The sequence below is a fragment of the Streptomyces sp. NPDC042371 genome (assembly GCF_056437465.1).
In genome coordinates this window covers 468,578-493,393 of the sequence record NZ_JBWKAP010000007.1, presented here as the reverse complement: position 1 = coordinate 493,393, position 24,816 = coordinate 468,578, and the positions used below count along the sequence as shown (strand labels likewise).

The 24,816-nt window shown below is 68.6% G+C and carries 22 protein-coding genes and 4 pseudogenes; 16 read left to right on the top strand and 10 right to left on the bottom strand.

Going from position 1 to position 24,816, the window contains the following annotated elements; translation table 11 throughout:
- Window positions 1-368 precede the first annotated feature (368 nt).
- A pseudogene (locus AC068B_RS23920) lies at window positions 369-503 on the top strand (transposase); the annotation flags it as partial.
- Window positions 504-705: 202 nt separating this feature from the next.
- Here the strand turns inward: AC068B_RS23920 and AC068B_RS23915 are convergent.
- Together AC068B_RS23915 and AC068B_RS23910 are read right to left on the bottom strand one after the other, a co-directional pair.
- The gene (locus AC068B_RS23915) at window positions 706-1,335 is read right to left on the bottom strand and encodes a BlaI/MecI/CopY family transcriptional regulator (RefSeq protein ID WP_478673700.1); all 630 of its coding nucleotides are present in this window, start codon (window positions 1,333-1,335) and stop codon (window positions 706-708) included.
- Between the two features lie 262 nt (window positions 1,336-1,597).
- Window positions 1,598-1,777 (bottom strand): annotated as a pseudogene (locus AC068B_RS23910) (MarR family transcriptional regulator); the annotation flags it as partial.
- Window positions 1,778-1,920: 143 nt separating this feature from the next.
- Between AC068B_RS23910 and AC068B_RS23905 the strand changes: the two are divergent.
- A complete protein-coding gene (locus AC068B_RS23905) occupies window positions 1,921-2,112 on the top strand; it encodes a hypothetical protein (protein ID WP_478673699.1) in 192 nt (63 codons plus the stop codon).
- Here the strand turns inward: AC068B_RS23905 and AC068B_RS23900 are convergent.
- The 4 genes and pseudogenes from AC068B_RS23900 to AC068B_RS23885 form a co-directional block, all read right to left on the bottom strand.
- On the bottom strand, window positions 2,065-2,490 hold the full coding sequence (locus AC068B_RS23900) for a hypothetical protein (RefSeq protein ID WP_478673698.1): 426 nt from the start codon (window positions 2,488-2,490) through the stop codon (window positions 2,065-2,067). The two genes, AC068B_RS23905 and AC068B_RS23900, sit on opposite strands and share 48 nt — an antisense overlap.
- A gap of 224 nt (window positions 2,491-2,714) precedes the next feature.
- Window positions 2,715-3,668: a threonine/serine dehydratase gene (locus tag AC068B_RS23895; protein ID WP_478673697.1), complete on the bottom strand. Its 954-nt coding sequence runs from the start codon at window positions 3,666-3,668 to the stop codon at window positions 2,715-2,717.
- A 78-nt stretch (window positions 3,669-3,746) separates the two neighbouring features.
- Window positions 3,747-3,966, bottom strand: a pseudogene (locus tag AC068B_RS23890) (IS5 family transposase); the annotation flags it as partial.
- Window positions 3,967-4,038: 72 nt separating this feature from the next.
- Complete coding sequence (locus AC068B_RS23885) at window positions 4,039-4,833, bottom strand: SDR family oxidoreductase (RefSeq protein ID WP_478673696.1); 795 nt, start codon at window positions 4,831-4,833, stop codon at window positions 4,039-4,041.
- Window positions 4,834-5,147: 314 nt separating this feature from the next.
- Between AC068B_RS23885 and AC068B_RS23880 the strand changes: the two genes are divergently transcribed.
- Both AC068B_RS23880 and AC068B_RS23875 read left to right on the top strand, forming a co-directional pair.
- On the top strand, window positions 5,148-5,702 hold the full coding sequence (locus tag AC068B_RS23880; protein WP_478673761.1) for an ATP-binding protein: 555 nt from the start codon (window positions 5,148-5,150) through the stop codon (window positions 5,700-5,702).
- 148 nt (window positions 5,703-5,850) lie between these two features.
- Entirely contained in the window at window positions 5,851-6,351 is a 501-nt protein-coding gene (locus AC068B_RS23875) for a MaoC family dehydratase (RefSeq protein ID WP_478673695.1), read from the top strand.
- Window positions 6,352-6,467: 116 nt separating this feature from the next.
- Here the strand turns inward: AC068B_RS23875 and AC068B_RS23870 are convergent, their stop codons facing one another.
- Complete coding sequence (locus AC068B_RS23870) at window positions 6,468-7,076, bottom strand: TetR/AcrR family transcriptional regulator (protein ID WP_478673694.1); 609 nt, start codon at window positions 7,074-7,076, stop codon at window positions 6,468-6,470.
- A gap of 130 nt (window positions 7,077-7,206) precedes the next feature.
- Here AC068B_RS23870 and AC068B_RS23865 point away from each other — a divergent pair, with 130 nt between their 5' ends.
- The 3 genes from AC068B_RS23865 (at window position 7,207) to AC068B_RS23855 (ending at window position 10,488) form a co-directional block, all read left to right on the top strand.
- Window positions 7,207-7,854 carry a peroxiredoxin-like family protein gene (locus AC068B_RS23865; RefSeq protein ID WP_478673693.1) on the top strand — a complete coding sequence of 216 codons (648 nt, stop codon included), beginning with the start codon at window positions 7,207-7,209 and terminating at the stop codon, window positions 7,852-7,854.
- Window positions 7,855-8,056: 202 nt separating this feature from the next.
- The gene (locus tag AC068B_RS23860) at window positions 8,057-8,899 is read left to right on the top strand and encodes an alpha/beta fold hydrolase (protein ID WP_478673692.1); all 843 of its coding nucleotides are present in this window, start codon (window positions 8,057-8,059) and stop codon (window positions 8,897-8,899) included.
- 218 nt (window positions 8,900-9,117) lie between these two features.
- Window positions 9,118-10,488 (top strand): hypothetical protein, encoded by a 1,371-nt coding sequence (locus tag AC068B_RS23855; protein WP_478673691.1) that lies wholly within the window; start codon window positions 9,118-9,120, stop codon window positions 10,486-10,488.
- Between the two features lie 53 nt (window positions 10,489-10,541).
- Here the strand turns inward: AC068B_RS23855 and AC068B_RS23850 are convergent, their stop codons facing one another.
- Together AC068B_RS23850 and AC068B_RS23845 are read right to left on the bottom strand one after the other, a co-directional pair.
- Window positions 10,542-11,918, bottom strand: coding sequence for an SLC13 family permease (locus AC068B_RS23850; protein ID WP_478673690.1), 1,377 nt, complete (start codon window positions 11,916-11,918; stop codon window positions 10,542-10,544).
- Between the two features lie 248 nt (window positions 11,919-12,166).
- Window positions 12,167-12,982 (bottom strand): IclR family transcriptional regulator, encoded by an 816-nt coding sequence (locus AC068B_RS23845; protein ID WP_478673689.1) that lies wholly within the window; start codon window positions 12,980-12,982, stop codon window positions 12,167-12,169.
- Between the two features lie 96 nt (window positions 12,983-13,078).
- Here AC068B_RS23845 and AC068B_RS23840 point away from each other — a divergent pair, with 96 nt between their 5' ends.
- Window positions 13,079-14,245: a pyridoxal-phosphate-dependent aminotransferase family protein gene (locus AC068B_RS23840; RefSeq protein WP_478673688.1), complete on the top strand. Its 1,167-nt coding sequence runs from the start codon at window positions 13,079-13,081 to the stop codon at window positions 14,243-14,245.
- Between the two features lie 52 nt (window positions 14,246-14,297).
- The gene (locus AC068B_RS23835; protein ID WP_478673687.1) at window positions 14,298-17,291 is read left to right on the top strand and encodes an FAD-binding and (Fe-S)-binding domain-containing protein; all 2,994 of its coding nucleotides are present in this window, start codon (window positions 14,298-14,300) and stop codon (window positions 17,289-17,291) included.
- 43 nt (window positions 17,292-17,334) lie between these two features.
- On the opposite strand, the gene AC068B_RS23830 is transcribed toward AC068B_RS23835, so the two are convergent.
- Window positions 17,335-17,796, bottom strand: a complete 462-nt coding sequence (locus AC068B_RS23830) for a GNAT family N-acetyltransferase (RefSeq protein WP_478673686.1) — start codon at window positions 17,794-17,796, stop codon at window positions 17,335-17,337.
- Between the two features lie 137 nt (window positions 17,797-17,933).
- Between AC068B_RS23830 and AC068B_RS23825 the strand changes: the two genes are divergently transcribed.
- The 7 genes and pseudogenes from AC068B_RS23825 to AC068B_RS23795 all read left to right on the top strand — a co-directional run bounded on the left by AC068B_RS23825 (window position 17,934) and on the right by AC068B_RS23795 (window position 24,754).
- Complete coding sequence (locus tag AC068B_RS23825) at window positions 17,934-18,332, top strand: hypothetical protein (RefSeq protein WP_478673685.1); 399 nt, start codon at window positions 17,934-17,936, stop codon at window positions 18,330-18,332.
- A gap of 234 nt (window positions 18,333-18,566) precedes the next feature.
- Window positions 18,567-19,400, top strand: a complete 834-nt coding sequence (locus AC068B_RS23820; protein ID WP_478673684.1) for a PIG-L family deacetylase — start codon at window positions 18,567-18,569, stop codon at window positions 19,398-19,400.
- Window positions 19,401-19,485: 85 nt separating this feature from the next.
- On the top strand, window positions 19,486-22,176 hold the full coding sequence (locus AC068B_RS23815; protein ID WP_478673683.1) for a serine/threonine-protein kinase: 2,691 nt from the start codon (window positions 19,486-19,488) through the stop codon (window positions 22,174-22,176).
- Window positions 22,177-22,332: 156 nt separating this feature from the next.
- On the top strand, window positions 22,333-22,902 hold the full coding sequence (locus AC068B_RS23810; RefSeq protein WP_478673682.1) for a hypothetical protein: 570 nt from the start codon (window positions 22,333-22,335) through the stop codon (window positions 22,900-22,902).
- A 24-nt stretch (window positions 22,903-22,926) separates the two neighbouring features.
- A complete protein-coding gene (locus tag AC068B_RS23805) occupies window positions 22,927-23,412 on the top strand; it encodes a hypothetical protein (protein ID WP_478673681.1) in 486 nt (161 codons plus the stop codon).
- A gap of 163 nt (window positions 23,413-23,575) precedes the next feature.
- Window positions 23,576-23,734, top strand: a pseudogene (locus tag AC068B_RS23800) (SAM-dependent methyltransferase); the annotation flags it as partial.
- A gap of 207 nt (window positions 23,735-23,941) precedes the next feature.
- Window positions 23,942-24,754 carry an SAM-dependent methyltransferase gene (locus AC068B_RS23795; protein ID WP_478673680.1) on the top strand — a complete coding sequence of 271 codons (813 nt, stop codon included), beginning with the start codon at window positions 23,942-23,944 and terminating at the stop codon, window positions 24,752-24,754.
- The last annotated feature ends 62 nt before the right edge of the window (window positions 24,755-24,816 follow it).

Here is a 24,816-nt window from a genome sequence, read left to right as displayed (position 1 = left end):
CGGAAGATGCCCAGGCCGGTGCCGTGCGGCTGGCCCCGATCCGCGATCTCCGGTCGAATCCCGTGCTGCCAGAGCAGGCGTCGGTATGTGTCGTGGTCGTAGCCACGGTTTGCCAGGAGCGCGTCAGGGTCACTGCGAGTGGGATGCCTTGGCCGTCGACGATGAGGTGGTGCTTGCTGCCCGGCCGTGCGCGGTCGACCGGGCTGGGCCCGCTTTTGGGCCTTGCGAGCGGCCCGGACGTGGGAGGAGTCGATCACCGCCCGCGGCCAGCCCGGCTGGTTCTTTGACCGCAGCTCTTTGAGCAGCGCTCCGTGCAGCCGATCCCAGACGTCGGCCTGGTTCCAGGCGGCCGTCGGCCGCGACCATGGATCGTGTCGGACGAACTGTGGTCGCTCGTCGAGCCGTTGCTGCCCAAGCCCGCTCCGAAGCAGGTCGAGGGCAGACCGCGGGTGCCGGACCGGCAAGCCCTGTGCGGGATCCTCTTCGTCCTGCACACCGGCATCGTTCGCCACAATCAGACCACCGAGCCAACAAGCCCACAGCCGCATGATCAACCGCTTTTGTAAGAGCCAGTAAGTCCCCGGCGTCCTGCTCTACCGGCTGAGCTGCTGGAATGGCATCTACACCAGGTACACCAACCACACCGCCTGCGGCCGAGCCGTCACCGGTCGGCCGCAGGCTGCTGGTTGTCACCTGCGGGACAGTTCAGCTGGCGGAGGTCTCTGGCTGTGGTGAAGCGGACTGTTCTGCTGGGGCTGCTGCGGTGTAGAAGACCGAGGAACCTTGCTTGGTTCGCTGGACTCGGCCCTTGGCGACCAGGCCTTCCACCGTGGTGCGCACGACGGTGGTCTTGATGGTGCGGTCGGGGACAGCCTGGGCGAGTGCGGTGGTGATCTCGGCGGCGGAACGCGGTTCGTTGTGCTGGCCGAGGTGGTTGTCGATCAGCTCGACCAGCGTCGGCACGGCAGGTTGCTTTCCGGAGGCCTTGGGCGCAGCCGTGGTTGCCTTGTCCTTGGCCGCTACGGGCTTCTTCGATCGGCTCGTACGGGCATTGGCCCCACGGGCATTGTTGGCACTTGCCCGTGGGGCTGGCACTGCCTTCTTGCGAAGGGCTGCTTTCCTGGCGGCGGTTGCCGGGCTACCGGGGGAGCCCAGTGCCTGCTGCATGCTCAGCAGTACCGCGTGGTCGTTCTCCAATGCCTGCAACTGCTCCTGCAGCGCTGCGACCTCAGCTCCGACGCGCTCCTGTTCCTTGCGGTTGATCTCCAGATCCGCGGCGACTCGGGCCGCGTACTGAGCCTGCACTCCGGCAGTTTCCGGCTGAACGTCTGACATGGCGATGACCTCATCGTGAGTGCACGCGTTTGTGCGGGTGGCGGGTAGTGCTCGGAACGGAGCACTTTGGTGAGGGCGCACCTGAGAGCATCCCTGAATGCTGACTGCCCAACTGCAACGGCAGTAACTCATGCGCGGTCAGTGGAGACTACGGGCTTATGTCCACCGGCGGATGCGCTGCGTAAAGACTCACCCTCACCCGCTAGCGCGGATGCACGTCGGGATTGTTGGTCGCCTGCTCGTTCCAAGGCGGTCTCGTAGGGCTGACGGTTGTCGGGTCCACCTCCAGTCGGGCAGCCAGCTCGTTGACGCCGGTGGGGCCGTCGCATTCCAAGTGGGCAAGGAGTGCGAGGTGGCGCGGCGCCAGGTTCAGGTCCTGGAGCGCCGCGGGGATGGGCAGACCTTTGGCGCGGCCGACGAGCCGTGGCAGGAGCAACAGCAGGGTGCGGACGGCCTCGTCGACGGCTGGACCGTCCGACGTCGACGTGTACGGCGAGTGGGCCCGCGACCTCGTGAGTGTCCGCCTGGCCGGAGTGCCCGCAGGCCGTTATGCGCAGGGCGGCAAGGCGGTGGACGAACGCGTCAGTGGTCCTGGGCGTCCGCGCCGGTGTCTTCGACCGCCCCGAAGTCGCCGAGATCACCGCGCGCCTCGGCACGGGGCTCGCTGACGCGATCACGCGCGTGGTGGGCGATGACCTCCGCGCGGGCACCATGGTCGAACTCGTGGCGTCACTGCCAGAACGGACGTTCGTCGGCGGCGCCCTCACCGTTGGCTGAGATGCGCGGGTCCCCGGTACTCTCCACGGCGCTGCGGGCGGCGAGATAGCCCGCGACTTTGAACGCCAGTTCGTGGGAGCCGAACGTATCGGCGCGGGCGCGCCGCAGCACCACCCGCGTGGCGATCACGAACTCATGCTCGGACGAGCGCAGCAGTTCTTCGATTCCCGCGGACGCGGCCGCGAAGAAGCATGGCAGGTCCTCGGCGGGTTCGTACTCCACCGTCAGCCCTTTGGCCACATCGAAGGTGAAGCCCTCGGCCGCGGGCTCGAAGTCCACCTCGATCTCCGCGAAGTGCGGCGCGCAGTTCTGCTTCTGGTGCAGCACGCGGACGCCACGGATCGGATAGGGAGGGAACCGGGGCAGCGCTGGCGTCATAACGAAACGCTACTCCCAGGTCCGGCACCGCGTCCCCGCCGCCGACCTCGGCACCAGGAACGTGCCTTCGTCGCGCCAAAGCGAAACAGGGGCACAGGACGGCGTGTAGTCGGTCATGCAGACCAGTGCAACGTGATGCTGCCGTCGGCGTTGGCCTCCTCACGTACCGTCGCGACGTAGTGCTTCCAGGCCGCTTCGTCGGCAGGTGTCAACAACGCTCGTGATCAATACACCTGGCCCGCGTACGCGGTCACGTCATCCACCGAGGCGTTGCCGCCGCAGATCACCAGGCCGAGCCGCGTCTCGTCCCCGGTCTTGGCGAGGACGCGGCGGGCGGCCGGGAGGAGGCAACCGGCCGCGGGCTCGGCCCACACCTTGGCGTGTTCGGCCAGCTCCCGGACTCCGGCAAAGGCATCTGCCTCGGGTACGACCAGTACCTCGTCGACCAGGTCGCGCACCATGGTGTACGTCAGCGGTGACACGGTGGGCGCACCGAGCGTGGTGATCCGGGAGTCCACTTCCACCTGTACCGGCCCGCCGTGGGTCAGTGCCTGTGACATCGCGTCGGCGCCGGTGGTCTCCACACCCCACACCCGCACATCCGGTCGCCGCGCCCGCAGTGCCGCCGCCACACCGGCGATCAGCCCACCACCGCCGATGGAGACCAGCACATCCGTCAGCTCACCCGCGTCCGCGGCGAGTTCGAGTCCGACGGTGCCCTGCCCCGCGATCACCACCGGGTCGGCGAAGGGATGCAGGAGCGTGAGTCCGTCGGCCTCCAGCCGCTCCATGAGGGCGAACGCCTCGGCCATGGTGGGGGTCAGTCGGACGTCGGCTCCGGCAGCACGGGCCTTTGCCACGGAGTCTGCCGGTGCGGCTTGCGGCATGACCACCGTGGCTCGCACGCCCAGCGCGGCCGACATCTCCGCCACGGCGATGCCGTGATTGCCGCCGGACACCGCCACCACGCCCGCCGCGCGCTGTTCGCCGGTCAGCGTGAGCAGCTTGTGGACGGCACCTCGCGCCTTGAACGAGCCACTGCGCTGCAGCAGTTCGAGCTTGACCGTGACCGGCACACCGAGCAGCGCGGTCAGGCCCGGACTGGGCAGTGTGGGAGTACGCACCACATGACCGGTGATCTTGGCCGCTGCGGCCTCCAGCTCCTCGATACCGATCATGGCGGTCCCTCCGAGTCGTGTCGCGTAAGCCGTCTTCGTCTGCACGATACGTGGGTGTTCTCCGGAGCCGACCACGAGCTTGTCGTACCGCGTGGCTACAGCCCGGTGGCGCTTGAGGCGGTTGATCCCGCACTCGCCCGTGTCTGCGCAGGTAGACGCCATTGCTGCGGGAGCCGTACGCCTTGTCGGCCTGGACCCGGTCCGGCCGTTTGCGCGGCCTGCCGACTCCGAGCCGGGGTGCCCAGACCGCTTCCAGGACCGACTCGAACCGAGGCGAATCACCCCGCTGGCCGTGCGTCGGATCCTCACGTCCCGCAGGGCATGATCATCAACAATCAAGATCAACTTTCGCAAGCAGACCTCAGGCGGCCTACGCGGTTGTGGCGATGCCGCCGTCGACGGGGATCACGGTGCCTGTCAGGTATGCGCCTGCCCGGCTTGCGAGGAACACGGCGACACCCGCCATGTCGTCGTCGCGGCCGATCCGGCGTAGTGGGGCCGACGCCGCGATCGCCTCGCCGAACTCATCCAGGGTTGCAGCCATCATCATCGACGGGAACGGTCCCGGCGCCACGGCGTTCACGGTGACGTGCTGCGGTCCTAGTTCCTTGGCGAGCACTCTGGTGAGTTGATGCAGTGCGGCCTTGCTGCTGGAGTACGAGTAGTTGGGCCGCTGGGGGATATGGATGGCGGCGATGCTGCCGATGTTGATGATCCGCGCGGGATCGTCGGCGGTGCCCGCCCTGCGAAGTGTGGGCAGCAGCGCCTGGACCAGCCAGAACGGCGACTTCAGGTTGAGGTCGACGACCGTGTCCCAGGCCGCGTCCGGGAACGACGCCAGCGGCTCGTCCCACATGGCGCCCGCGTTGTTGACGAGGATGTCGAGACGTTCCGAGTCGGCGGTGACGAGGTCGGACAGTCGCCGACACTCGTCGTGGCGGGACAGGTCGGCGGGTATGGCCCGCACCTCACCGAATTCGGACAGCTGTTCCTGCGCCTGAGCGCACGCTTCTGAGTTGCGCGAGCTGATGACCACGCGGGCGCCCGCCTGGAGAAGGCCACGCGCGATCATCATTCCGATGCCTCGGGTGCCACCGGTGACGAGTGCGCGCTTTCCCCGCAGATCGAAAAGTTCTGCATGCGTGGTGAATTGGTTGTCTGCCACTTGCCGCCACTCTCGTTGGTTGTGCGGGACGATGCGTCGACGCGTCGGGTGTTCGGTTCAGCTGTCTCAACGCTATGACCTTGGAGTGCACTCCAAGCAAGTGGACCCCGGTCCCGACGGACCGCGTTCGCAACCGCCTATAGCGCCACCGGGCTGTAGCCACGCGGTATGACAGGCTCGCGGTCCGCTACGAGGCGACCGTGCTGGTCGCGGTCCTCAACGAACGGCAGCGACCGGCACTTTCGCAACAGGTCCTGGACGGCTGGATCGATATTGGATCGCGTGAGGTGGTCGGGCGCTGGCACTGTGCCCCCATGGATCATGCGGAAGTACTGCTCATCGGGGGACGTGCCGGTGTCGGCAAGACGACGGTGGGGTGGGAGGTTTCGGCGCTGCTGCGGTCCGAGTCGGTCGCTCACGCGATCATCGACGGTGACTTCATGGGGCAGGTGCATCCAGCACCCGTGGGGGACCCTCACCGCGCGGAGATCACCGAGAGCAATCTGACCGCCGTGTGGGCGAACTTCGCCCAGCTCGGCTACCGACGCCTGATCTATACGAACACCGTGAGTGTGCTGCCGGAGGCGGCAGGCATGTTCGAGCGTGCGTTGGGGGCCGGAGCGGGGATCGTACGAGTCCTGCTCACCGCTTCCGACGCCACAGCCCGCGAGCGGCTGGTGGGACGAGAACTCGGCTCGGAGCTGGAGCATGAGCTGGAAGGAAGTGCCCGCAAGGCACGACTTCTGGACCAGCGGGCCCCTGCGGAGACGGTGCGTGTGGCTACCGACGGGCGGTTCGTAGTTGACATCGCGCGGGAGGTGGTGGCCGCCACCGGGTGGGCCGGGCCGCACTTCGCCCGCAATTCTTGATCGTGTCGGCGGGCCGGTCCGGGAACCGCCACGGAACCGGCACGGCCGCCACCTGCCGCGCGATGGCTGCTGGGCCAGCTGACGAACAAGCTCTCCAGCTTCCGGGGCGGATCAAGGCTGTGGGATCGTGCTCACTATCGTGTCGTCGATGACGACACCACCGACCTCCGCCCTCGGTTCTGATTTCAACACCCCAGTCCAAGAACGCTACTTCGAGGACTACGCGCCAGGTTCCACGTACACCTACGGCAGCGTCACCCTCACCGAGGAGGACATCCTCAGGTTCGCCGGTGAGTTCGACCCGCAGGGCATCCATACCGACCCGGCCGCGGCCGCGGAAGGCCCGTTCAAGGGGCTCATCGCGAGCGGTTGGCACACCGCGTCCGTCATGATGCGGCTGTACGCCGATCACTACGTCAGCAAGGTCGCCAGCCTGGCCTCGCCGGGCGTCGACGAGCTGCGCTGGGTTCAGCCGGTGCGTCCCGGCGACAGCCTCTCCATCCGGACGACGACCCGGGCCGCCCGTCTTTCGCGTTCGAAGCCGGATCGCGGCCTGGTGCACACCGACATCGAGGTCCTCAACCAGCGCGGCGAGGTCGTGCTCACGCTCACCGCGATGAACCTGTTGCGTCGGCGGGACGCGGACTGAGAGCCGGGGGATTGCCTCGGGCGCGCTGAACTCCGCACGGCGGATGGGGCAGTCTTGGGCGTGGTGGCCATGGGCACCGTGGCGGGACGGTCGCCGCGAAGTGAGGCCCGGCGCTCTCAGCCCCGGCGTTCTCGTTCCGGGTTCCGGATCGAGTCGAGAGCTGTATCGACGGTGCGGTTCAGGGAGCGTGCGTCGCCGCCCGCCCGCGACCGCATGTTCACCCCGTACGCGAGCAGCGCGAGCAGCTCGGCCACCGAGGACGGATCGGTGGAAGCTGCCAACTGCCCTTCCCGTTGCGCCGTTTCGAGCGCGGAGCGCATCGCGTCGCAGAGCTCCTGGTGGTGCCGGTCCAGGACGGCCCGCACTTCCGGGTCGTCGCTCTGCGCGCCCGTGTGCGCGTTGGCCACCAGGCAGCCCCAGCGCGCGTGTTCTCCCGATGTACGCACGCGGATCAGGCCGTGGAAGAAGTCCGCGGCCGCGGGCAGCCCTCGCTCGTCCTCGGCGATCTGCCGGAAGGCGGGCTGAGAGCGGGTCGCCACATAGCGGTTCAACGCGGCGAGGTAGAGCTGCTGCTTGCCGCCGTACGTGGAGTACAGGCTGGATCGGTTGAGCCCTGTGGCATTCACGATGTCCTGCACGCCGGTGGCCGCCACGCCCTGCTTCCAGAACAGGCGAAGCGCCGTCTCCAGGGTCGCGTCCGGATCGAAGTGCTTGATGTCCGCCATGCCTCACCTCACCACCATCTTGGAACAGTGGTTTCAAGATACCGCTCCTTCCACTATCTTGAAACGAGCGTTCCAAGTTCCTGGGGTGGGTCCTTCACGCCTGCCCCCATACGGGAAGGGCACCAACCTCATGACCCTCAACGCAGAACTGCGCGCCTTCTACGAAGCCCGCCGTCATCAGATCCCCGCCGAGATACGGGAGATCATGCAGCGGGCCGACGCCGAACTCGCCGCGTCCGGCCAGGTCGACCGCGCCCTCGCCGTCGGCGCGCAGGCGCCGCGCTTCGCGCTGCCCTCCGCGACCGGTGAGACCGTCGCCCTCGACCGGCTCCTCGCCCAGGGCCCGGTCGTGCTCACCTTCTATCGCGGCGCGTGGTGCCCGTTCTGCAACCTTGCGCTGCGCTCCCTCCAGCAGCACCAGGCCGCCATCACCGACCGCGGCGCCCAACTCGTCGCCATCTCCCCGCAGATCCCCGACGAATCACTGTCCCTGACCGAGAAGCACGACCTGGACTTCGCCGTCCTCAGCGACGTCGGTTCCGACACCGCCAAGGCGTACGGTCTCGCCTTCGACCTGCCGGACGACCTCGCCGCCGCCTACGACAAGCTGGGTTTCGACCTCCACCGCGTCAACGGCGGCCACCGGCGCACCCTCCCGCTCCCCGCGACGTACGTCATCGACCGGACCGGCACCGTCCGCTGGGCGTTCGCCGACACCGACTACATCAAGCGTGCCGAGCCCGCCGACATCATCGCCGCGCTCGACGCCCTGCGCTGACGTCTGGGAGGTGGCCCACTCCAGCAGGTGCCAGTGACTCGTCCGTCCTCGCAGGGTGAGCTGTGCGGCGTACTGGAATCGGCTGCCCTCCCGGTGCGGGGCAGGACCATGGTGCCCGCCTCTACGGCTCATGGCAGGAATGTACTCCCAGGTGTCTTTTCGGACTCTCGGCAGGGAGATCGACCCCGGCCACAGTGGTCTCATGAGTGAAAGCACCGAATCGACAGCGGTCAGGCGCGCAGTCCAGGTCGACGGCGAGGTCGCCAGCTACCTGACCGCCGGGAGGGCGGACGGGTGCCCCGTACTGCTGCTGCACGGAACGTACTGGAGCCGGGTCTGGCTCCCGGTACTGGACCACCTCGCTGACGCGGGGCTGCGGCCGATCGCGGTCGATCTCCCCGGACTGGGGCGCTCAGGAGGTGAGCTCACGCCGGAGACCGCCACGGTTCCGGCCCTCGCGGACTGGGTGACGCGTTTCGCGTCCGCGCTGGAGCTCTCCGGACCGATCGCCTTGGCGGGCCATGACATCGGCGGCGCCATCGCCCAGCATCTCCTCGCGCACGACCGCTTCGCCCACAACCGCTGCGGGATCTCCCGCCTCGCCTTGGTCAACTCCGTCCTCTACGACTCCTGGCCCGCGCCCCACGTAGCCAGCTTCCGGGGTGCGAGCACGGCTGAGGGCGTGCTCGACAGCCGTCGGCAGGCGGTGGCAAGAGTGCTGGCCGGTGTCGCCAGCGAGCCGTTGATCGCGGACTACGTGGACCCGTGGACCGATGCGCGGGTTCGCCGCTCCTGGGTGGCCCTGGCCGGTGCGGCCGACAACCGCTACACCCTCGACCTCGTCCCCGTGCTGCAGCGGTCCACCACACCCAAGCTGCTCATCTGGGGCGAGGACGACCTCCACGAGACGGTGGAGTTCGCCGAGCGGTTCGCCTCGGAGATCCCGAACACCACGCTCATCCGCATCCCCGATGCGGATCACATCCCCACGGAGAATGCGCCTGACCGGATCGGTCGCGCGCTCGGCGATTTCTTCGCGGAGTAGAGACGGTTACGGCCCGCCCGGTTTCCGCCACTGCCTGCGGATGCTGCGCAAGCGCGGAGACCCGTACCTCCGTATCCCCGGACCGCCGCACCCCCGCACCCCCGCACCACGAGAACCTTCCCCAGGCATGACAGGCTGCAGGTGCTGACACATCAGGTCCGGCTCACACGATGGTCGGACGGTGGCGCAGAGATTCGGTACAAGGGGAGGGATGACGCGTGCACCGCGCTCGCGAGAAGGACACGGACCGCCATGTCTTCCGGCGTCACATCGGACCGCCCCATGACTTCAACGGCGACCTGATCTGCTGGAAATGTACGGCCCCCTTCGGACCGGTACGAGCCCACTCGCCCAAGGGCAATCCGGTGCGGGCGCAGTACCGGCTCCTCGGGGCCGAGCACGACGAGACGTGTCCGCTCAATCCGGACACGGTCACCACACACATCGCCCACGGATCCCACGGCATGGCCGACGTGGATTCGAGCGGGGCGCTGCGGCTCAACCTGCCCCACCGACTGGACGAAGTGCCGTCCCCCGGGCCTGACGCCGAAGTCGGCATCCGGGACGACGGTGTGGGCCATTCCGTCACCGCGGTCCGGCCCAATCCGCCGCCCGCGGTCGGCACCGCAGCGAAGATCGCCCAATTCCTGCAACTGCACGACTACGACCCGGAGATCGCCTCTCGGTTCCGCGTCCGAACGCGCGACGGTCGGCTCATTCCGTGGGCGGACTTCTGTTACGGCCCCCAGCACGACTCCTACGCGCGGCTCTTCGCCCGCCTTCGGGCCACCCCCGTCCTCACCCACCCGATCGCTGTCGTGGGCACGGTCGAGAGCGTCAGCCGGGACAGCAACTACAGTCCCTTCGCTCTGCTCGCCGTCGACGTTCCGTCCCAGGGCGGACAGTTCCACGTGACGATCCGCTCCGGCTTCGCGAGCCTCATGGAACCCCTGACCGTCGGCACCCACGTGCTGGCAGTCGGCGGATGGGATATCTACGCCCGCGGCTCCACGCCCGCCCTGCGCCTATGGGCCGACGCCCACTGGCAGCTGGCGTTCTGGCAGGACGACGAAGCGGGTACCACCACTCCGCCCAGCTGCCCTGCACCAGTGAAATCCCAGGAGCAGGCCTTGGACCGCTGGCGGAAACCGGCCCCGCGCACGGCCCGCCCCGAAGCCCCCCAAGCGCCGCCCCGGCCTGAGCCTCCCCACCGGACAACAGCGCTCCCCGACCCTGCGCCGGAGCCAGCCCCGAAGCCAGCAACGACGCCAGCGCCCAAGCAAGCACCTGTGCCAGCCCCGGACGCCCTCGCCCCGCCTGCCGAGGCCACGTCCCCGGCGCCCTCGACCCCTCCGGCCCCCACCCTGACCCCGCCGCCCGACGACGAGCCCCAAGAACAGCACTCCCCAGTCGAAGAAGAAGAGGAACGGCCTTCTCCACACGTACCGCCGATGCCCAGCCCAGCGCCTGCACCTCTCCCCGCTGAACCGGCCGCGGGCGGTGCGGGCGCCGCGGGCGCTACGGACGGTGCCCCGCAGCCGAGCCGAGGCTTCCTGCCGTGGCTCCGCCGCCGACGACACCACACCTGACCCGTAACGGGGTATGGGCCCCACAGGCCGTCGTCGTGCCTACCCGTGCCTGCTCACAGCGAGCTCGGCACGACGAACAGCCCCCAGGTGACGAGAGGGCCGACCAGGCTGATGCCGAGCCCCCAGACCATGAGGCGGCGGAAGACGAAGTCGCGTTGTTCCGCCGGGGTGTTGGCGGTCACGAGCGCCCCGCTGGTGGAGAACGGGGAGGCGTCCACCACCGACGCGGAGATGGCCAGTGCGGTGATGAGTCCGACGGCCCCCACCTCGCCCGCGAGCAGGAAGGGCACGGCCAGCGGGATCAGCGCGCCGAGCATTCCGGTGGTCGAGGCGAAGGCGGAGACCAGGGCGCCGATGAGGCAGATCAGGAGGGCGCCGACGAGCGGTGCGTGGATGGATGCGACCTGCTTACCGAGGTAGTCGATGGTGCCGATGCGCTCCATCTGGCTCACGTACGTGACGATGCCGCAGACCAGCAGGACGGTGGACCACGCGCACCGGTCCACGGCACCGGTGACCGATTTCGGGGAGACCAGGGACAGGACGACGGTGATGGTGAGTGCCATCAGGCCGACGTCGAGGTCGAAGAAGAGCGCTCCGGCGACGAGGCTGAGCAGGCCGATGAGGGTGAGCGTGCGCGGGCCGTCGAGCTTCAGGGGTTCTTCCTGCGCCATGGGTGCGGCGGTCGCGGTCCCGGTGGCGGCGAGAGTACGACGGGGCGCTGCGCCCGCCTCGATCAGTTGACCGTCGGGCGGCGCCGGGGCGTCCGGGCGCGTGCCCTCGGCGTAACCGTCGCCACCGCCTTTGTGGTGCCCCGCACGTTGCCCGAGCAATTGTCGGCCGCCGAAGGTGAGGAAGACGATGACGCACAGCGCCACGTTGAACAGGAACGAGGCGGTGAACAGGAGGGTCGGATTGCCGGGCAGGTCGTTCCGCTCGACGACGTTGTTGGTGATGCTGCCGAACACGCCGATCGGCGAGAAGCCGCCCGCACTGGCCCCGTTGGCGATGAGCAGGCCCATGAGCACGGGGTTGATGCCGTACGCGACGGCGAAGCCGAGGCCGATGGGGGCCACTATGCCGACCGCGGCCGGGGTGACCGCGCCGACCGCGGTGAGTCCTGCGGTGACGAGGAACATGACCCAGGGGATCAGGGCGATCCGGCCTCTGACCGCCTTCACGGCCGCGTTGACGAGCCAGTCGACCGTGCCGTTGTTCTTCGCTATGGCGAAGAGGAGTGTGACGCCTACCAGGACCACGAACAAGTCGCCGGGGAAGCCGGAGAACAGGTCGTCCGTCGACTCGTCCGCCACGGTGGCGCCGACGATGAATGCCGCCACGAGCGCGAGGACGCCCAGGTGGACGGCGGAGAAGGTGGCGATGGCGAAGACGAGGACCAGGGCGATGATGGAGATGACTTGATCTGACACGAGGGCTCCCTTGCCGTCGGCCGATGGTCATTCGCGGAGCGCCGTGGCACATGACGAAGGGTGCGCGTGGCGCGGGGGAGTGCGCGGCGGGTGGCGGCGCGCACGGACGTCCGCCCATGGACCGAAGGAGCCCAGGCAGATGGGTGATTCCGTCTGGCGGAATCTAACTTTCGCAATGGGGAGTATTGGAGCGGGCTTCCGGGGGCGTCAAGAGGGACGTCCGAATGCGTTGCGGAGGGCGGAGGTTGCTAGAGCCCCGCCTCGGGGCCGCCCGCGCCACCCGGCCGCGTGTGCCTCGGGGTAGGTCTCGGGGTAGGGCTCGCGGTGTGCTCCAGAGCCGCGCTGACCTGGCGCGCCGTCTCGCTCACCAGCGCGCCGTACGTGGCGCTCGCCTCCGGCGTCATCCGGCTCGTCGGCATGTTGACGCTGATGCTGGCGACCGGCGTGCCCGACTCGTCCCGCACGGCGGCCGCGACCGCGGACACGTCGTCCCGCCACTCGCCGCCGTTGGTGGCGTACCCCCGCTCCCTGATCCGTGCGAGCTCGGCGAGCAGTCGGTCCTTGTCGGTGATGGTCGAATCCGTGAACCCCTCGAGGCCCGAGTCCAGGTGACGGCCGATCACTTCCGGTGGGCTGGCCGCGAGGACCGCCTTGCCGTTCGCGGAGGCGTGGATGGGCAGTTGGGTGCCGAGGGCCAGGATGATCCGCACCGGCTTTGAGGTCTCCAGGCGCTCGATCAGCACCACCTTGTCGCCGTCCGGCACGGTCAGATGGACCGTCTCGTCGATGCGCCGCCGCAGCTCCTCCATGAGCGGCAGGGCGACGTCACGCAGGCTCAACTCGCCCGTGGCGCGGCGCCCGACCTGCAACGCCTTGGTCGTCACGACCCAGCGGGTGACCTCGCCGGCGGCCGGGCGGATCCAGCCCGCCTCGTGCAGCGTGCGCAGGGCGCGCTGCGCCGAACTCTTGGGCAGCTCAAGGCTTCTGGCCAGGTCGGCGACGCCGATCGGCTGCCGCGCGGCGACCTCTTCCAGTACGCGAAGTGCGTTGAGAACGCTCTGCATCCGTTGACTCCCCACCGGGTCGGCCCTACGCTCCCCGTGCCACCTTACGACACACCGTGCCACCATGTGGCACGAATTTCAAGGGAGTTGGCCACTGTGACCTCTCGACCCGGGCGGCACTTCCTGCAGATACCAGGCCCCACCAACGTCCCCGACCAGGTGCTCCGCGCCATGGCGGCGCCGACCATCGACCACCGCGGTCCCGATTTCGCCGCGCTCACCACGGATTTGCTCGCCTCGCTGAAGCCGGTCTTCGGCACCTCGGGCCCGGTCGTGGTCTTCCCCGGCTCCGGCACCGGCGCCTGGGAGGCGGCCCTGGTCAACACGCTCAGCACCGGGGACCGGGTGCTCCACGTGGAGACCGGCCACTTCGCCACGCTCTGGCAGCAGATGGCGGTCGCTCTCGGTCTCTACGTCGATTTCCTGCCTGGCGACTGGCGCCACGGAGTGTCCCCCGAGGCCGTCGCCGAACGCCTGGCAGCCGACACCGCTCGTACGATCAAGGCCGTCTGCGTGGTGCACAACGAGACGTCGACCGGCGTGACGAGCAGAGTGCCCGAGATCAGGCAGGCGATGGACACGACCGGCCATCCCGCGCTGTTGCTCGTGGACACGATCTCCTCGCTGGGTTCGATCGACTACCGGCACGACGAGTGGGGCGTGGACGTCACCGTCGCCGGGTCCCAGAAGGGGCTGATGCTCCCGCCGGGGCTCGGCTTCAACGCGGTGAGCGAGAAGGCCCTCGCCGCCTCCCGCACGGCACGGCTGCGCAAGTCCTACTGGGACTGGCAGCCGATCATCGAGGCGAACCGGCGCGGGTTCTTCCCGTACACCCCCGCCACCAACCTCCTCTACGGCCTCGCCGAAGCGCTGCGGATGCTCCGGGCGGAAGGACTTCCCGCCGTCTTCGCCCGGCACGACCGGCATGCGGCGGCGACCCGGAATGCCGTGCACGGATGGGGACTTGAGGTGCTCTGCGCCGACGACCGCGAGTACTCGTCCTCGCTGACCGCGGTGCTGATGCCCGAGGACCAGGACGCCGACAAGGTGCGCGAGATCGTCCTCGAACGGTTCGACATGTCTCTGGGCGCGGGCCTCGGCAGGCTCGCCGGACGGATCTTCCGCATCGGCCACCTCGGCCACTTCAACGACCTGACGCTCGCGGGCACGCTCGCCGGGGTGCAGATGGGTCTGCAGCTGGCGGGCGTACGCATCGATCCAGGCGGTCTCGCCGCCGCCCTGGACGTCCTGCGCGCCGAGTGACGGCGGCCGCGCGCCCGCCGAACTCCCCATCCCGCCGAGGAGGCCCCCGAACATGACCGTCACCGAGGGCGACAGCCCCACGCACGACAACCGTGCGAATGAAAGCGCCGAGTCCGGGGACCAGGCCCGTGGGCTCCGGCAGGACCTGGTCCGGGACCTCGACGGAGAGGTCCAATTCGACGCGTACACACGGCATTTGTTCGCCAGGGACGCGAGCATGTACGCCATCACGCCGATGGGCGTGGTCTTCCCCCGGCACGCCGACGACGTCGCCGCGGCGGTCGCCGCCGCAGCGGCCCACCAGGTGCCCGTCGTGCCACGCGGCGCCGGGACCAGCCTGGCGGGCCAGACCGTCGGCCCCGGCCTCGTCCTCGATCTCTCCCGCCACATGAACCGCATCGTGGAGCTCGACCCGGGAAGCGGAACGGCCCTGGTCGAGACGGGCGTCGTACAGGATCAGCTCAACCGCGCCGCGGACCCGTGGGGCCTGACGTTCGGCCCGGACACCTCGACCAGCAATCGCGCCACCATCGGCGGGATGATCGGCAACAACTCGGCAGGCAGCGGGTCGGTGCGTTACGGCATGACCATCGACCACGTCCGCGAACTCGACGTCGTGCTCGCGGACGCCAGCCGGGTGCCCCTCGGCCGGGTCGAGGAGGCCGAACGCGTCCACCGCGCCGAACAGCCGACCCTGGAGGGCGCCCTCTACAGGGAGCTGCCCAAGATCGTGCGGGCCAACGCCACGGCCATCGCCGAGGGGTTCCCGGAGCACTGGCGGCGCGCCTGCGGCTACCGCCTCGACCGGCTGGCCCGCGAGGACGCCCCCTTCGACCTCGCCAAGTTCGTCGTCGGCTCGGAGGGGACCCTCGCCGTCGCGACGAGCGCCCTCGTCGACCTGGTGCCCAAGCCCCGCCGCACGGTGATCGCCGTCGGCCACTTCACCTCGGTGGCGGGAGCCATCGCGGGTACGCAGGACGCGCTGGCCTGCGATCCGGCCGCCGTGGAGCTGATGGACCGTACGATCCTCGAGCTGTCCCGGCGCAAGATCGAGTACGCGGCGCTCGGCGACATCCTGGAAGGGAAACCCGAAGCCCTCCTCTTCGTGTCCTTCACCGGCGACGAGGAGGGCGAACTCCTGGACCGGATGCGCCGCCTCACGAAGCTCTGGGCCCGGCACGGGCACGGCTATCACACCCTTCAGGCGGTCACCCCGGCCCAGCAGTCGTCCCTGCTGAAGGTCCGCAAGGCAGGACTCGGGCTGCTCATGGCGGCCAGTGAGGGCACCCGGCGCCCGCTCGCCTTCGTCGAGGACACCGCAGTCGACCCGGTGCATCTCGCCGACTACACCCGGAGGTTCAAGGACGTCCTCGACCGGCACGACATGACGGCGGGCTTCTACGGCCACTGTTCGGTCGGCTGTCTGCACATCCGGCCCTACCTCGACCTCACCGACCCGGCCGACATCGGCCGGATGCGGGCCGTCGCGGAGGAGATCAAGGATCTGGTCGCCGAGTACGGAGGGGTGAACTCCAGCGAGCACGGCGACGGACTCGCACGGAGCGAGTTCAACCGGGAGATCTTCGGCGAGCAGCTGTACGAGGCGATGCGCCAGGTCAAGCGCCTCTTCGACCCCGACGGCATGCTCAACCCGGGCAAGATCGTGGACGCGGCGCCGATGACGGAGAGCCTCCGCGACGCGGCCCTGCCGCCTGCCGAGCCCCTGCGCACCCGACTGTCCTTCGAGGTCGTGGGCGGGGGCGGTGCTGGTGGTGGCATGCGCGCGGCGGCCGACCGGTGCATGAACATCGGCCTGTGCCGCAAGTCGGGCAGCGGCGCCATGTGCCCCTCGTACATGGCCACCCGCAAGGAGGAGGACTCCACCCGCGGACGGGCGGGAGCCCTGGTCAAGGCCCTCTCCGAGCCCGACCCGAAGGCCGCGCTCGGGGACGAGCGGCTGCACGAGATCCTCGACCTGTGTCTGATGTGCAAGGCGTGCAAGAGCGAGTGCCCGCTCGGAGTCGACATGGCCACCCTCAAGAGCGAGACCCTCTCGCACTACCACGACACCCACGGAGTGCCGCTGCGCACCCGCCTGTTCGGAGCGATCCGGCTCCTCAACCGCCTGGGGTCGGCGACGGCACCGCTGTCCAACCTCCCGGGCCGCATCGCACCGGTCCGTCGGCTCATGGACCGCGTCCTCGGCATCGCTCCCCAGCGCCCGCTGCCGGTGTTCGCGCGCCGCAACCTGCTGCGCTGGCACAAGCGTCGGCGCCGGACGTCCGCCCCGCGCCTGGTCACCCAGGGCACGGTCACGTACCTCGCCGACTCCTTCACCACGTTCACCGAGCCCGGCATTGGCCGCGCGGCCATCCAGCTCCTGGAACGGGCGGGGTGGCAGGTGCGCCTGGAGAGCGGCGGCTGCTGCGGCAGGTCCAGCCTCTCCAAGGGCTTGGTCGACGACGCGAAGAACAAGGCGCGCCAACTCGCCCATACCCTGGCGCAGTCGACGGGGTCCGGCTCGCCGATCGTGGGCTGCGAACCCTCATGCCTGATGACACTGCGGGACGAGCACCGGTCGCTGCTGCCCGACGACGCCGCCGTCAAGGACATCGCGGGCAGGGTGCGCCAGGTCGAGGAACTCCTCGTGGAGGCCATCGACGAGGGACGGCTGCGACTGCGCGCCGACTCATGGCTGGCCGGGCGCAAGCTGCTCTACCACGGTCACTGTCACCAGAAGGCGGAGGTGGGCACGGCCGCGACCGTCACGCTCCTGAACCGCATCCCGGGCGTGACGGTGTCCGAACTCGACGCCGGGTGCTGCGGGATGGCGGGTTCCTTCGGCTTCGAGTCCGAGCACTACGAGGTGTCGATGACGGTCGGCGAGGACCGGCTGTTCCCCGCGATCGAGGCGGAGGCGGCCGACACGGTCGTGGTCGCCACGGGCGTCTCCTGCCGCCAGCAGATCTTCCACGGGACCGAGCGGAACGCGTGGCATCCGGTGGAGCTGTTGTGGGAGGCGGTGGAGGGGGCGGGGCTGCGGTGAAATGGTGGAGCCCGCCTACGCGGCGAGAGGCAGGGCCGTTTCGTCAGCCTGGAATCCTGCGCAGGAACTGGGTGAGGGTCCGGCCAGGAATCGACCCGGAGGGAACGCGGCTCACGGTGACGCCCCCCATGGCTTCATAGAAGGGCTCAGCGTTCGGGTCCGCGTCAATGGTGAACCGGGTGAACCCCAGCGCCTCAGCAGTCTCGACGACATGAGCGAACAACAGACGGCCGATGCCCTCCCCGATTGCACGTGGGTCGACGAACATCATGCCCAGCACGCCCTGCGGTGGCACACCCTCCAACGTCGCGAAGCCCACGACGCTGCCGTCCCGCTCGGCCACCGCCGTTCGGCGCCCGGCAAGTTCCGCATCTCTGAGTGTGAGTTCGTCGCGGCACGACTCAAGAAACTCCGCGTCATACCCCCAGTGCCCCTTGGAGCGCAACGCCAGATCGGACAGGAGGCCTGCTTCGCCGGGCCGAGCCGGTCGGATCGAGACTGTCACCCATGGCCTCCACAGAGCGAGCCTTCACCGTCACGTCACGCCATGATCCTTGCAGGGGCGGCTGAACGACAAGGCGATATTTTCGAGGCGTCCGCAGCAGATAGAGGAGTCTGCATGAGTGCAGGGAGACTGCCCTCATGCAGATCCCCGTCGAAGCCGTGGCCGCCACCGCGCTGATCGAGGTCGTACGGATCTCCGGCTTTCCGGTCTCCGGCCTTTCCGCCGAACCGGGCGAGCCGTATCCCGGCAGGGTGGTCGGCCACTGGGCTGGGGACGAGGCTGCCGATGCCCTGGCCCTGATCGGGAAACTGCCCGGCGGCGAACAGCACCGCTGCGGCTTCTCGCCGGGCTGGGGCATTCGCGCGTACGAGGACTCCCTCGATCTTGTCCTCTTCGAGGCGGCGTTCTGCTTCAGCTGCCACGAGATGCGCATGCATGGAGCGACCGTCCCGCCCTCGCTGACCACGCAGCACTTCGACGCGGACACTCCGCAGTCCCAGGCCCTCCTCGCCCTCTTCCGGGCGACGACGCCGTAACCCGCTGTCGGCGGCTCGAAAGCTCGAAAGCTTTGGGGACGAGCGGGAACAACCGATCCTGCCGGCACTGTTGATCGACCGGGGGACCGGCGCGGCAGCGGGGGAACATGGAGGCCTCAGGATGGTCACTCCCCCCGACAGGGTCCGAGCACGGGCCCTCGGGACCGCGGTGCTCCCCGCCGCACACCAATATCGAACCTTTGTTCACTACATTGTCCGCAGGAGGACTGTTTCATGGCTGACCGGCCTTTGACGCTCATGGCAGTGCACGCCCACCCCGACGACGAGGCCACCAGCACCGGAGGGATCCTCGCCCAATATGCGGCGGAAGGCATTCGCACGGTTCTCGTGACGTGTACCGACGGCGGTTGCGGCGACGGGCCGGGGGGTGTCAAGCCCGAAGATCCCGGTCACGACCCGGCGGCCGTCGCCTCGATGCGCCGTCAGGAACTGGAGGCGAGCTGCGAGGTCCTGAAGATCAGCGACCTGGAGATGTTGGACTACGCCGACTCCGGGATGATGGGCTGGCCGAGCAATGACGCCCCCGGATCCTTCTGGCAGACCCCCGTGGAGGAAGGCGCCGCCCGACTCGCGGAGCTGATGCGGCACTACCAGCCGGATGTGGTCGTCACCTATGACGAGAACGGCTTCTACGGCCACCCGGACCACATCCAGGCCAACCGCATCACGATGAGGGCGCTGGAGATGACAGGGCTGACGCCCAAGGTCTACTGGACGACGATGCCCCGCTCGATGATGGAGCAGTTCGGGCAGATCATGCGCGAGCTCCACGAGGACATGCCGGAGCCGGACCCTGCCGAGACCGCCGCCATGGCCGAGATCGGCCTCCCCGACGACGAGATCACCACGTGGGTGGACACCACCGCGTTCAGCGGCCAGAAGTTCGACTCACTGGCCGCGCACGCCAGTCAGGGTGAGAACATCTTCTTCCTCAAGATGGGCAAGGAGCGGTTCGGCGAGCTGATGGGCATGGAGACGTTCGTACGTGTCCAGGACGCCACGGGTGCGCCCGTACCCGAGAGTGATCTCTTCGCCGGACTGCGCTGATCCGTCCCACCCGAGCATGCGGATTCGATCCTGCGCGGTGACGTTCACCGGCTAGATTCGTACGGTGATCCAGGGAGCAGGGAACGTGGATCACGAGGCGAAGGGGGACGCCGTGTTGCGTGTGCCGCTGACCCGGGATTTCCGGTTCATCCATGAGCCGCTGCCCGTCGGCGACACCTCAATACCGGTGCTCGGGAACGAGGAACTCGTCGGGGCGTTGCACGAGCGCCTGATGTACTCGCACGGCGGCACCTTCTTGGTCACCGGATTCCGGGGCGTCGGGAAGACGACCCTGGTGATGCGTGCGCTTGCGCTGGCGGCGTCCCGAACGGGCAGTGTTGGCAGGGCCGGTAGTCCAGGCAGCCCAGGCAGTCCTGGCAGTCCTGGCAAGGACGGCGAGCGTGTCGCGCTGCTCGCCGTGCATCTGAGCGTCGCCCGCAGGATGGATCCTGACCAGCTGCTCTTCGCCATCGTGCGCCGCATCTTCGAGGCGCTGGATGACGAAGGGCTCTTCGGGCAACTGCCGCCCGACGTACAGGAATCACTGCTCCTGTCCTACACCCGAACCTCGCTGTCCTTCACTCAGACGCAGTCCGAGGGCAGCGAGCGCGGTGCCACCCTGGGCGTGGCTCCGCAGGGGCCCCTCGCGTCGGCCGCCCCCACGCTGGGCCTGACCGGCAGGCGCACACGGACCCGTACGACCGAGGCCGCGTTCCTGGCCTACTCGGAGACGGACGTCGAGCACGACCTCATGCGCATCGTCCAGCTGCTCGGCGGCCGCCGTCCCCGGCCCACCCGGGGCCGCCTGTTTCGCAGTCGCCCGCGGTTGAGGGTCCATCCGGTCATCGTGCTCGACGAGGTCGACAAGCTGACCGACAACGACGAGGAAGCGATCGCGGACCTGGAGCGGCTGCTCGGTTCGCTCAAGAACGTGCTCACCACGCGTGGAGCCCACTTCATCCTGGTCGCGGGACCCGATCTGCACGACCGGGCGCTGACGGACGTGGACCGGGGCAATGGCCTGTACGAGAGCGTATTCGCCTGGCGTATGTACGTGCCCTGCCTCTGGGCGGCGCCGAGGCGGCTGGTCCGGGAACTGTCCGAACGGGGGAGGACGGAACTCGGGCTGCCGCCGGAGCCGACCCGGGTCGTGGGCCTGGCCCCGGACCTCGGCCCGGACGCGGACCTTGACCGGGGCGCGGACCTCACCGTCGACTTGAACGGCCCCGAAAGTAAAACGCTCCAACTCGCCACCTTGATCGCCCACTTGAACTTCAAGTCGCGCGGTGTCCCGAGGCGGCTGCTGCAGGAGTTCAACTCCCTGGTGACGTGGGACGACACAGGGCTTCCCTGGTTGCACATAGGTGAGCGGGACTGGCAACGGGTCCAGTTCTACGACCACTTGAATGCGCTCCTCTCGGAAACCATCTCCTCCGACACGACGAATCCGCTGTCTCCCGTGCCCATCAACGAGGACCGGTGGCGGCTGGGCGCCTATCACGTGGCGGACTGGGCATTACGCAGCCGCGGCCGCGTCTTCGCGACCCAGGACATCACTGCGGATGGCCAACTCGACCCGCTGTTGAAGGTGGACGGACCCACGGCGGAGCGGCTGCTGCGCGATCTCGTACGGGGCGGTGTCCTCGAGGTGGTGAGTGAGCCCGGCCGGGCGGATGCCACCCTGTACGGAAACGCGGCGGACGCGGCGATCACGTACTACCGCCTCACCGACACCTACTCCCGGAAGATCGCCGGACTGGCTCTCCACAATGAGGACGAGAGAGCCGACCTGGGCCTTTCATCGCCCGCGTCGCCGAGCGGATGGAGCGCCCCGACCACCGTGCTCCTGCGCGCGCGGCCGAACGGCGAGGCCGTCTTGGTCCCGCAGCAGTCCGCCCGCCCCACGGACCCTCAATCGTCCCTCCCTCCGGTCACCCGGCTCAACGATCGGTACGAGGTGCAGAGGATGATCGGGGCCGGAGGCATGGGCGCGGTCTATCGCGGCCGTGACCTGCGCACCGGGGGAGCCGTGGCGATCAAGCTGCTGCACGCCTGGTTGGCCGACGACGAGGCCGCCGTGCTGCGCTTCCGGCGGGAATGCGAGATCGGTCCCCGCGTGCGCCATCCCAACGTCGTACGGTCCTTTGAGGCCATCGAGTCCCCAGAACCGGCACTCGTCATGGAATTGATCGAGGGACAGTCGCTCAGCCAGTTGCTGGAGAGGGGGCACCTGTCCCTGGCGGATGTCGCCGGGGTGGCGCGCGGCGTCGGTGAAGCACTGGACTATCTGCACTCCATGGGCATCTCCCGCATCGACCTCAAACCGTCCAACATCATCGCCCACCCGACCCGCGGCCCGGTGATCATCGACCTCGGCCTCGCTCACCCCCAGGCCCCGTACGACCGCAGGACGCAGTCCGGGGATGTCGTGGGCACGGTGTTCTACATGGCACCCGAGCAGATCCGCTCCGCACTTGCTGCGGACATCAGGTCGGACCTGTATTCCCTGGGCACGGTCCTCCACGAGTGCGTCACAGGGCAGCGGCTCCGCACCGGCACCAACGCCCTGGACGTGGCCTTTTCCATCTTCCACGATCCCGTGTACGTCACCGACCTGCCCGTCTCCCCAGCCATGCGCGAAGTCATCGGCACCTGCCTGGCCCACGACCCGGCGGACCGCTACCAGGTACCCGGCGACTTCCTGCGGGCTCTGGCCTCCACACCGGAAGCACAGGAGGCACCGGCATGGCAGAGGCGCGGTCGTGAGGGCGGGTGAAGGTGTGGCCGGATCTCCCCGCGCCCGACCTCGAACGTCACGTAAGACAAGCCCCGCCCCGCCGTGTCCGGATAACCCGCTCTGGGTGCTACTGCTCAGACCGGCTGAGTAGCAGAGCTCTGCCTCGCATTCCGGCCGGCGGCTTTGATCTACAGCATGAAGTCGAAGATCGTGGTCCCTGTGCTCGGTGTCGCCCTCGTGGCTCTCATCGGGCTGACGGCCAAGGCGTGCGAGAACATACAAGGCGGGCCCGTTCACAGCACCGAGGAGTTCCGCGCCCATGTCCGGGCCACCGCCCGGGCCGGTGAGGATACCTACCGCGCGCTGTCTCCGGCACCGGCCAAGGAGCCGTACGCCTCCCGGCAGGGCAGTTCCTCGTGCGTGGACGACTTCGGCTTCGACGACACCGGCGTCAGCCGGGACGAGCCCATCCTCACCTGGGACCTGGACTTCGCCGGCGACGACGACTACCGCGCGGCGTTGGCATCTCTCCGGGCCACCTGGCGCAAGGACGGCCGCACCGTCGAGAAGGTCGACAACGGCATCGCCACCACCCTCGACGACGGCATCCGGGTCACCCTCCACCTCGACTACTACGACGGCGAGCCCGAACTGCGCGCCGAGGGCACGTGTATGCGCTATCGGCACAACTACGGCGATGCCTACGACTACATGTACGACGACAACGGAGACGGGACGATCGACGAATACGAGCGGCCGAACTGAGCGCGCGGGAGCACACGTGCGGCAGTGAGCGACGTGCGCGACCTCATCTCGCACATGTGCGCCAGGAAGGTGTCAGCGATGAGTGACGAACGTCGGCCAGATGATGATGAGCATGAGCCGACATGGGGTTCCTTCAGCACCGGAGGAAAGGTCCTTGCCGCGGTCGGGTTCACCGGGCTGGGTCTCGGTGTCGCAGCCCTCGTCACGCTCTTCCTCCTGCTTGTGGTCCTGGTGGTCACGGCGCTGTTCAGCGACCTGATCGAGTTCGATGGATTGAGCGCGCTGTTCTGGGCCGTACTGCTGTCTCTCCCTTGCGGGATCCTCGCCGGTCTCTTCACCACTCCGGTGCGACTGCTCCTGGGGCTCGGCGACTTTGCAGGGCGGACCAAGCGGGCAGCCGGAGCGGCCACTTCGTGCCTGACGACGTTCCTGGCCGCCCTCTTCGTCCTCGAGTTCACCGGTCGGCGCCAGATGGGAAGGAACAACGCTCGTCTTCCCCCGACCCGATGACGCCGAGGTCGCCCTGGCGGGCCACGGGGTGGTGCTTCTGCCGTCCGTCCTGTGGCCCAGGCCGATGGTGGCTCTGCACGACGACGCGCCCAGCATCCTGGTCTACCCCGGCGTCACCGCGCCTCCGTTGCTGGAAGAGGTCCCTGCCGATCCCCTGGGCGTCCTGCAGCGGATCCGCAGCGCCATCGCGGACACAGTTGCCCCCGAGGATCTCGCCGCGCTCGACCGGCTCCTCGACACCAGCAGCTCCCACAGCATCCTGCGCCGCGACGATCTGACGGTACGCACCGAGCGCACCGTCTGGGCCGCCCGCCGCACTTGATGCCACGAGCCACATCGATGCTTCGCCCAGCTCCCACTCGGCTCTCACTCAGCTCTCGCCCAGTTCCCGCCGGGCCCTCGCGCGGGTCAGCCGGATTCCCGGACACCGTGATCCAGGACCACCACAATGGCAACACGGTCCGCTGTCGCCACGGTGGCTGCGGACTGCGGACCAGGACATCGTGTGGGCGCGTGGAAAGGGGAAGACGTGAGTGCAAGACAGCACCCGTCAGATGTGTCCGGCAGACTGAACACCCGGCTCGCGCACAACGCACGGGTGTGGAACTACTGGATCGGCGGAAAAGACCACTACGAGGTCGACCAGCAGGTCGGTGACCAGGTCTCCACGATGTTCCCGGTGATCCGAGACGTGGCCCGCGCAGACCGCGGCTTCCTGGGCCGCACGGTCCGGTTCCTGACCGCCGACTGCGGAGTGCGGCAATTCCTGGACATCGGCACCGGATTGCCGACCCTGGACAACACCCACGAAATCGCCCAGCGGATCGCGCCCGACTCCCGGATCGTCTACGTCGACAACGACCCCATCGTGCTCGTCCACGCCCGCAGCCTGCTGGTCGGCACCCCTCAGGGAGCCACCGACTACATCGACGCCGACATCCACCATCCCGACCGCGTCATAGAGGGCGCCTCGGCAACTCTCGACTTCGAGCGGCCCGTTGGCGTCATGATGCTGGGCATCCTCAACTTCATCCTCGACACGGAACGGGCCCAGGAAATCGTGCGCGAGGTCATGGCCTCGGTCCCCTCCGGCAGCTATCTCGTGGTGACGCACCCGACCACCGACGCCGACCTCGGCGGCGAGGGCAACGTCGAGGCCATGAAGTTCTGGAACGAGAACGCCACGCCACCGATCACCGCCCGAAGCCGTGCAGAGATCAGTGCGTTCTTCGAGGGGATGGACCTCCTCCCGCCCGGACTGGTGTCGTGCTCGCAGTGGCGCGTCGAGACGGAATCCGCGGACGTAACTCCCCAGTTCGGCGCAGTAGCGGTGAAGCCCTGACTGGACGCTGCCTACGGAGCAGTCGCGGCTTATCCTCGGCCGGGGGGGGAGGGGGGAGTGTC